Origin of the sequence: Helicobacter mesocricetorum (genome assembly GCF_900198605.1) — a bacterium.
GTDB classification, from domain to species: domain Bacteria; phylum Campylobacterota; class Campylobacteria; order Campylobacterales; family Helicobacteraceae; genus Helicobacter_D; species Helicobacter_D mesocricetorum.
Genome location: NZ_FZPJ01000018.1, coordinates 61,061 through 67,680 on the forward strand (window position 1 = coordinate 61,061; position 6,620 = coordinate 67,680).

The 6,620-nt window shown below is 34.0% G+C and carries 8 protein-coding genes and 1 pseudogene; 5 read left to right on the forward strand and 4 right to left on the reverse strand.

Annotation, left to right across the window (positions count from 1 at the left end):
* On the forward strand, window positions 1–1,284 hold the full coding sequence (locus tag C6H18_RS05295) for a ComEC/Rec2 family competence protein (protein ID WP_104722066.1): 1,284 nt from the start codon (window positions 1–3) through the stop codon (window positions 1,282–1,284).
* Here C6H18_RS05295 and tatB read toward each other — a convergent pair.
* Window positions 1,281–1,694 (reverse strand): Sec-independent protein translocase protein TatB, encoded by a 414-nt coding sequence (tatB, locus tag C6H18_RS05300; RefSeq protein WP_104722067.1) that lies wholly within the window; start codon window positions 1,692–1,694, stop codon window positions 1,281–1,283. The genes C6H18_RS05295 and tatB overlap by 4 nt on opposite strands.
* Before the next feature lie 113 nt (window positions 1,695–1,807).
* Between tatB and C6H18_RS05305 the strand changes: the two genes are divergently transcribed.
* Window positions 1,808–2,068, forward strand: a complete 261-nt coding sequence (locus tag C6H18_RS05305) for a hypothetical protein (protein WP_104722068.1) — start codon at window positions 1,808–1,810, stop codon at window positions 2,066–2,068.
* On the opposite strand, the gene C6H18_RS05310 is transcribed toward C6H18_RS05305, so the two are convergent.
* The gene (locus tag C6H18_RS05310; RefSeq protein WP_104722069.1) at window positions 2,055–2,366 is read right to left on the reverse strand and encodes a YciI family protein; all 312 of its coding nucleotides are present in this window, start codon (window positions 2,364–2,366) and stop codon (window positions 2,055–2,057) included. The two genes, C6H18_RS05305 and C6H18_RS05310, sit on opposite strands and share 14 nt — an antisense overlap.
* Window positions 2,367–2,398: 32 nt before the next feature.
* Complete coding sequence (locus C6H18_RS05315; protein ID WP_104722070.1) at window positions 2,399–3,016, reverse strand: thiamine phosphate synthase; 618 nt, start codon at window positions 3,014–3,016, stop codon at window positions 2,399–2,401.
* 60 nt (window positions 3,017–3,076) lie between these two features.
* Between C6H18_RS05315 and hypF the strand changes: the two genes are divergently transcribed.
* Genes hypF through C6H18_RS05330 form a run of 3 tightly spaced genes read left to right on the forward strand, consistent with a single transcriptional unit; the run spans window position 3,077 to window position 6,352 of the window.
* A complete protein-coding gene (gene hypF / locus C6H18_RS05320; RefSeq protein ID WP_104722071.1) occupies window positions 3,077–5,404 on the forward strand; it encodes a carbamoyltransferase HypF in 2,328 nt (775 codons plus the stop codon).
* Complete coding sequence (gene hypB / locus C6H18_RS05325) at window positions 5,401–6,102, forward strand: hydrogenase nickel incorporation protein HypB (protein ID WP_199770136.1); 702 nt, start codon at window positions 5,401–5,403, stop codon at window positions 6,100–6,102. Before hypF ends, hypB begins: the two co-directional genes overlap by 4 nt.
* Window positions 6,080–6,352, forward strand: a complete 273-nt coding sequence (locus tag C6H18_RS05330; RefSeq protein ID WP_104722072.1) for a HypC/HybG/HupF family hydrogenase formation chaperone — start codon at window positions 6,080–6,082, stop codon at window positions 6,350–6,352. Before hypB ends, C6H18_RS05330 begins: the two co-directional genes overlap by 23 nt.
* 40 nt (window positions 6,353–6,392) lie before the next feature.
* On the opposite strand, the pseudogene C6H18_RS05335 reads toward C6H18_RS05330, so the two are convergent.
* Window positions 6,393–6,620: pseudogene (locus C6H18_RS05335) on the reverse strand (hypothetical protein); the annotation flags it as partial.

Genomic DNA, 6,620 nt, shown 5'->3' on the forward strand with positions numbered 1-6,620 from the left:
GTGAAAAATCTCTCCCCTCCTTTATTCATTAATGCTAAAGAGCGCATTGTCTTTGCACTATTTTTAAGCGGTCTTTTAATCTTGTCTCTAGCCTTTAAATACCATCAATTTCATACTTTAAAATCACAAAAAACACCCCTTATTTATGCTAATGTCTTATCCCAATACACAAAAACAAAAAACTCCAAGAGCTATTTTGTATTAAAACTTCAAACAAAATTTGGAATCTTTTACACAACCTCCAGAGAAGATTTAAAAGATTTAAAGTATAAAAACATTAGCTTAAGGGTGGTTTTTTCTCAAGTAAGCTTTTTAGACTTCCTAAAGGGCTTTTATGCGGGAAGCTTTAACCTCACCCTTTTGCAAGGGGAGGATTTTAGAAAACCTATTCGTGATTTCATCGCCAAGCAACACATTTATCCCTTAATGAGTGAATATTATCTTTCGCTTTTTCTCTCTGACCCCTTGCCCCTTGCTTGGAGAGAGCTATCACAAAGCTATGGCATCTCTCATCTTTTTGCTATCTCTGGTTATCATATAGGCATTTTAAGCTTTGTAGGATTTATGGTTTTAAGCCTATTGTATAAACCCTTACAAAAACACTATTTTCCTTATCGGAATTATTACTTTGATATAGGGATTTTAGTTTTAACCCTTTTAATCCTTTATTATCTCTTCCTCACGCAATCCCCCTCTTATCTTAGAGCTTTAGCAATGTCTTGTGTAGGCTTTTTTCTCACTTTTAGGGGATTAGACTTTTTAAAACTAGAATCCTTTTTTTGGAGCATTGCACTTCTAGTTGCCCTTTTTCCAAGCCTTATTTTTTCTCTTGGTTTTTATTTTTCTTGTATGGGGGTGTTATATATTTTCTTATTTTTCAAATATTTTAAAATCCCAAAAAAACTTTGGCACAAATTCCTCTATATCGCATTACTGAATGCTTCCACCTTTTTATTAATGGGGGTTATTATTTATTATTTCTTTCCTCTTTTCTCCCCTTTATCCCTTTTATCCTTGCTTTTAACACCTCTTTTTAGCCTCTATTATCCTTGTATGTTATTAGCACATTTTTTTGGATTTGGAGGGATTTTAGACCCCTTGCTTTTAAAATGGCTAAATTTACATATTCCCACTATTACTTTAACACCTAACCTTTATCTTTTTATTCTTTGTAATGCCCTAACATTATTCGCTATTTTTTATCGTTTGGGTTTTTTTATCCTACTTTTTACCAATATTTCTTATTATCTTTATGGGGTTTATCATTATTTTGCTATCAATTAAACTTTATCTGGGTTTTTAAAGCCTAGAGTTTCTTTTGCAGGGGTAGGCTTAACTTGTATCTCTTCTTTATCAACAATTAAAGGGGCTTGCGAGGAGGTTTGTGGGGTTGTTTCTTTAGGGGAGGGTTTTTCTTCATAGAAGTCAAGCGAAGAAATTTCTTTTAAATCCATCTCTTTGGTAAGATTATCTAGTCCTTGGGTAAGGCTATTTTTATAGGCTAACGCCTCTTCTTTAATCTTGCTTAAATTCACTTCCTTATCTAAACTCTCTTTAGCTTCATTCATTGTTTTTTTGACAGCTTTTAGGAATTTTGCCATATCCACCAAAGCTTTTGGTAATTTTTCAGGACCTAAAAAAATAATGGCTACCACAGCAATGATGAAAATTTCAAAAAAACCCATTCCAAACATAAATTGCCTTCCCATTTTCTAACTATAAGTTCTGGATTTAGGATTTTATCGCATTTTGGAATAAAGTGTGCTTAGAAGATATCAAGAAATTAGTTATACAGGAGACATTATTTATGAAAATAGTCTTTATCACAATTCTTTCTTTTTTGTTATTGCTTGGATTGCAAGGTTGTATTTCTCCTAAGACAGATGCGTTTTTACTAGGTGCAGGAGTGGGTTCTGGGGTTACCTATTATTTCTTAAATGGTGGTAAGATTGATGGAATTAGCAAAAAATCCCTCATACCAAACAAACAAGAGAATATAATGGATGTTTCTATTCCTGCAGAATTAGAATGGTATTATTTTGAATCCGAACTCTCTAAGCCTCATTAAGTGTGTTTAAAAACTCTTTTAAAGATTGATGATGCAATACAGGATTAAACTCTAAAATCTCATAACTCGCAGCATTTTTAAGACAAAATGGATCGTTTTGGGTAAATGCTTTAGCCTCTTTCTTATCCGCAAAACAACCTATAATAATGCCACCTACTCGTGGATCTTGAGGACCACTTGCAAGTAAATTGCCACTTTCATAACCCTTTTTTAGATATTCTCTATGAGAGGGTAAAATCTCATCAATAACCTCTATTTTTTGGGTATAAGTTACTAAAATTACAAATAAATTTTTCATTCTAACTCCTTTTTGGCATTATAACAAGTCTCTTAAGCTTTTCTCCAATTTTTATAGAGATTATAGATATTATCGCTAATATTACCCACCCAAATGCCACTAATACAAGCCACCATTTCTACTTTTTGTAATTGCCCAACATTTTGTGCATTAATCCCACCAATAGCACACCGAGCAATCCCTTCTATTTGCTGGAATAATTGAAGAGGAATCTCCTTGGCATTTGGTTTAATTTTAGAAGAAAAACAAGCCCCAAAAGCAATATAATCAGCTTTTAGCATTTTGGCTTGGGAGGCTAATTCTAAACTACCATAACAAGAGACTCCTAAAATCCCTTTGAAGCTTTTGCGAATATCCCTTAATTCTTCTGGTGCATAAGGATATTTATCTTCTTTTTTGCCGATATGCAAGCCATTTGCATTAATTTTTTGGGCTAATTCCACCCTATCATTAAGAATAAAAATTACATTATTTTCTTGGCATTGACTTTGCAATTCTTCACATAGGGATTGAATCTCATTATCTTTATGTTTTTTATCACGAAATTGAAAACATCTAATCCCTGCATTACAAGCTTCTTGTAGCATCACAGATAAATTCTTATAAGGCGTTAATACCTCATCGCTAATAGCATAAACCCCATTTAACATTTCATCACTTTTTAAAAAATATTCTTTTAAAATTTTGGCATTTTATCATAGAGTGTGGAGATGCAGCAAAAAACTTTTCAAATTCTCATTAAAGGTATCGTTCAAGGCGTGGGATTTCGCCCTTTTGTTTATAAAATAGCTACCAGATACCATTTAAAGGGCTATGTATTGAATAATACCCAAGGCGTCAAACTCTGTATCCAAGGGGAAGAAAAAAATTTAAAATCTTTTTTAAAAGCCTTAAAAAACCCTCCAAACTCTGCAAGGATTGACTCTATTAGCCAAAAAGAGCTAAAAACCTCTCCCAACTTCCAATCCTTTGAAATTAAAAAAAGCCTAGAGAATTCTCTTAAAAGTGCCATTATTCCAGCGGATATAGCACTTTGCAAAAAATGCAAAAAAGAACTTTTTAACCCCAAAAATCGTCGCTACCTCTATCCTTTTATAAGTTGCACAGATTGTGGAGGAAGATATAGTCTCATTCATTCCCTACCCTATGATAGAGAAAAAACAGCAATGGCGGATTTCACAATGTGTAAAGCCTGTCAAAAAGAATACGAAAATCCAGCCTCAAGACGATTCCATTCAGAAATTAATTGTTGCCAAGATTGCGGACCCAAGCTTTTTTTTACTAGAGATTTCAACCCCCAAAAACTTCCGGATTCCAAAATTGCTCCCTTTTTAAATACATTAGAAAATCCCTTAGAATCGGCTATTTGTGCGTTAAAAAATGGAGAAATACTAGCCATAAAAGGCATTGGTGGCTATGCCCTTGTCTGTGATGCAAGGAATAAAGACACTATTATAAATTTAAGAAAACATAAGAATCGCCCTAAAAAGCCTTTTGCTATTATGTGCAAAGATACTAAAATGGCAAAACAATTTGCAACTTTAAATACTCAAGAGATTAAGGTTTTAAACTCCCCTATTGCGCCTATTCTCCTAAGTCAAACCAAAGATTCCTCACTTCCTTTGGAAGTTATTGCCCCCAATCTAAGAACTTTAGGTATTATTTTGCCTTATGCGCCTTTGCATTATTTGCTCTTTGCCTCTTTAGACTTTCCCCTTATTTTCACAAGCGCAAATGTAAGTGGAGAACCTTTATTAAAAGATTATTACCAAATTTGTGAAAAGCTTCCAAATGTCTGTGATGGCATATTGCTTTATAATCGGGATATTGTCAATCCCATTGATGATAGCCTTGTGCGGGTTATTCGCCAAAAGACACAGGTTTTAAGACGCGCTAGAGGGTATTTATGCGATGTTAGCTTACCTTTTAAGCATTCTTCTAACTTCATCACATTAGGCGCACAACAAAAATCAACTTTTACTTTTCATTTTAGCAAAAAGACTTTATTAAGCCCACATCTAGGAGACTTAGACAATCTTCAAAGCTTCGAAAATTTCCAAAAGACCTTAAAACTCTTTTCCACAAAATACGCAAAAAAGATTCATACTTTTGGGCTTGATATGCACCCTAATTATAGCCAAAGGCATTTAGTGCAACCTCAAGACAAGACTATCCTTATCCAACACCACTTCGCACATCTTCTCTCTAATATAGCTGAAAACTCTATTAAAGAAGAGGTTTTGGGGGTTATTTTTGATGGTACAGGTTATGGAACAGATGGCAGAATTTGGGGAGGGGAGTTTTTAGAATGGAATCCCAATAATCCTCTAACTTTTAAGCACTTATGGCATTTTCAACCCTTTTATCTTCTAGGGGGAGAGAGTGCGATTAAAGACACAAGAAAACTAGCCATAGAAGCTCTTTTTGTAGCCTTTAAAACAAACTATCACCAAATAAAACTCCCCTTTATCGCTTCACTCCAAAACGATTATGGGGCAAATATCCTAGAAATTCTCTACCATTTACACCAAAGACAAAACCAGCCCCTTTGCCAATCAGTAGGAAGACTTTTTGATATTATTGCTTCACTTTGTGGAGCAATAGAAAAAACTAGTTACGAAGGAGAGGGTGGAATGATTTTAGAATCTCTTGCAAAATATGCCCTGCAAAACAAAAAAACACCACAAGCCTACACCTTTAAATTCCAAGATTCAACTATTTTTTGGGAAATAATGATACAAGAGATTTGTAATGATTTAAAAAATAATATTCCCAAAGAACAAATCGCACTCAATTTTCATTTTACTTTAGCAAAAATCATCCAAACACTCACACAAAAACAACAAAATATAGCCTTAAGCGGGGGCTGTTTTCAAAACCTAATTCTCACCACACTAACCCTAAAACTTCTTAAAAACAAATCTGTTTTTTTAAACCATCAAATCCCTTGCAATGACGGAGGGATTAGTTTTGGACAAGCTTATTTTATGCAACTCTTAGAAAAAAATCATTACAATGCCCCTAAAGGAACTCAATGAAAACAATCAATAACCCAACTTTAAGCAAAAAAAGCATTGAAGTCGCACAAAGAATCCTATCAAAAAATGATGAGGAAGCACTGAAACTTCGGGAATTCTATAACAATAATGGGATTTTTACTATTAACCTTATGAGTTCTCCAGGAAGTGGTAAAACAACCCTCTTAGAAAATCTCGCCAAATATCATCTACTAGACTTTAGTGTGGTAGAGGGGGATTTACAAACTAATCGTGATGCGGAAAGATTAGCCAAATATGGAATCAATGCTTATCAAATCACAACAGGGGACGCCTGCCATTTAGAAGCCTCTATGGTGCAAAAAGCCTTAGACAATCTCCAAAAAACAGCTCCTTTAAAAGAATTTTTATTTATCGAAAATGTCGGCAATCTTGTCTGCCCTGCAAGTTATAATTTGGGTGCTAATATGAATATCGTCTTGCTCTCTACCCCAGAGGGTGATGATAAAGTCTTAAAATACCCTACAATGTTTTTATGCGCAGATGCTGTAATTATCTCAAAATCGGATTTAATACAAGTTTTTAACTTTAAAGTCCAACAAGTCAAGGAAGACCTAGATAAACTCAAAAAAGAGATTCCGCTTTTTTTACTCTCTAATGAAGAAACAGCCCTGCAAATATTTAGTAATTTTTTAAAAGAAAACAAGGAGAAAAACTATGTGTCTAGCCATACCTTCTAAAGTTATTTCTATTGATAAAGCTACCAATACTGCAATGCTTGATACATTAGGGGTGCAACGAGAAGCGAGTTTGGATTTAATGAATGAAGAAATAAACATTGGGGATTATGTGCTTTTACACATTGGCTATGTAATGGGTAAAATTGATGAAGAACAAGCCAAACTTTCTTTAGAGACTTATGAGGAAATTATCAAAGCCATAGAAGAGGAAGAGAGGGAATTACAAGAAGCCAATAAAAATCTTTCTTAAATCCTATCTATTCTTAATAAAGAGGATAAACAAGAGTTTGCTAAACCCTCAACAAAACTTTCCACGCATTTAAGAGGCTATCAAGGCTATATCTCGCATTGGCTGGACTTGTTGAGGGCAGAGAAAAGATATGAATCTCTGTTGTAAATTTAGGGATAAGAGATTCTAAAGGAATGAGAGTTTTATAATGTGGGTGAGTTTCAATCTTTAGGGTAAATCCTAGATTTTTGCAATATTTTTGAAAAAGTATTGTTGCCTTTGTGCCATT

Bases quoted from the DNA above. Each gene is read 5' to 3' on its own strand.
- tatB (WP_104722067.1), bottom strand. From the start codon at position 1,694: ATGTTTGGAATGGGTTTTTTTGAAATTTTCATCATTGCTGTGGTAGCC.
- C6H18_RS05305 (WP_104722068.1), top strand. From the start codon at position 1,808: ATGAAAATAGTCTTTATCACAATTCTTTCTTTTTTGTTATTGCTTGGA.
- C6H18_RS05310 (WP_104722069.1), bottom strand. From the start codon at position 2,366: ATGAAAAATTTATTTGTAATTTTAGTAACTTATACCCAAAAAATAGAG.
- C6H18_RS05315 (WP_104722070.1), bottom strand. From the start codon at position 3,016: ATGTTAAATGGGGTTTATGCTATTAGCGATGAGGTATTAACGCCTTAT.
- hypF (WP_104722071.1), top strand. From the start codon at position 3,077: ATGCAGCAAAAAACTTTTCAAATTCTCATTAAAGGTATCGTTCAAGGC.
- hypB (WP_199770136.1), top strand. From the start codon at position 5,401: ATGAAAACAATCAATAACCCAACTTTAAGCAAAAAAAGCATTGAAGTC.
- C6H18_RS05330 (WP_104722072.1), top strand. From the start codon at position 6,080: ATGTGTCTAGCCATACCTTCTAAAGTTATTTCTATTGATAAAGCTACC.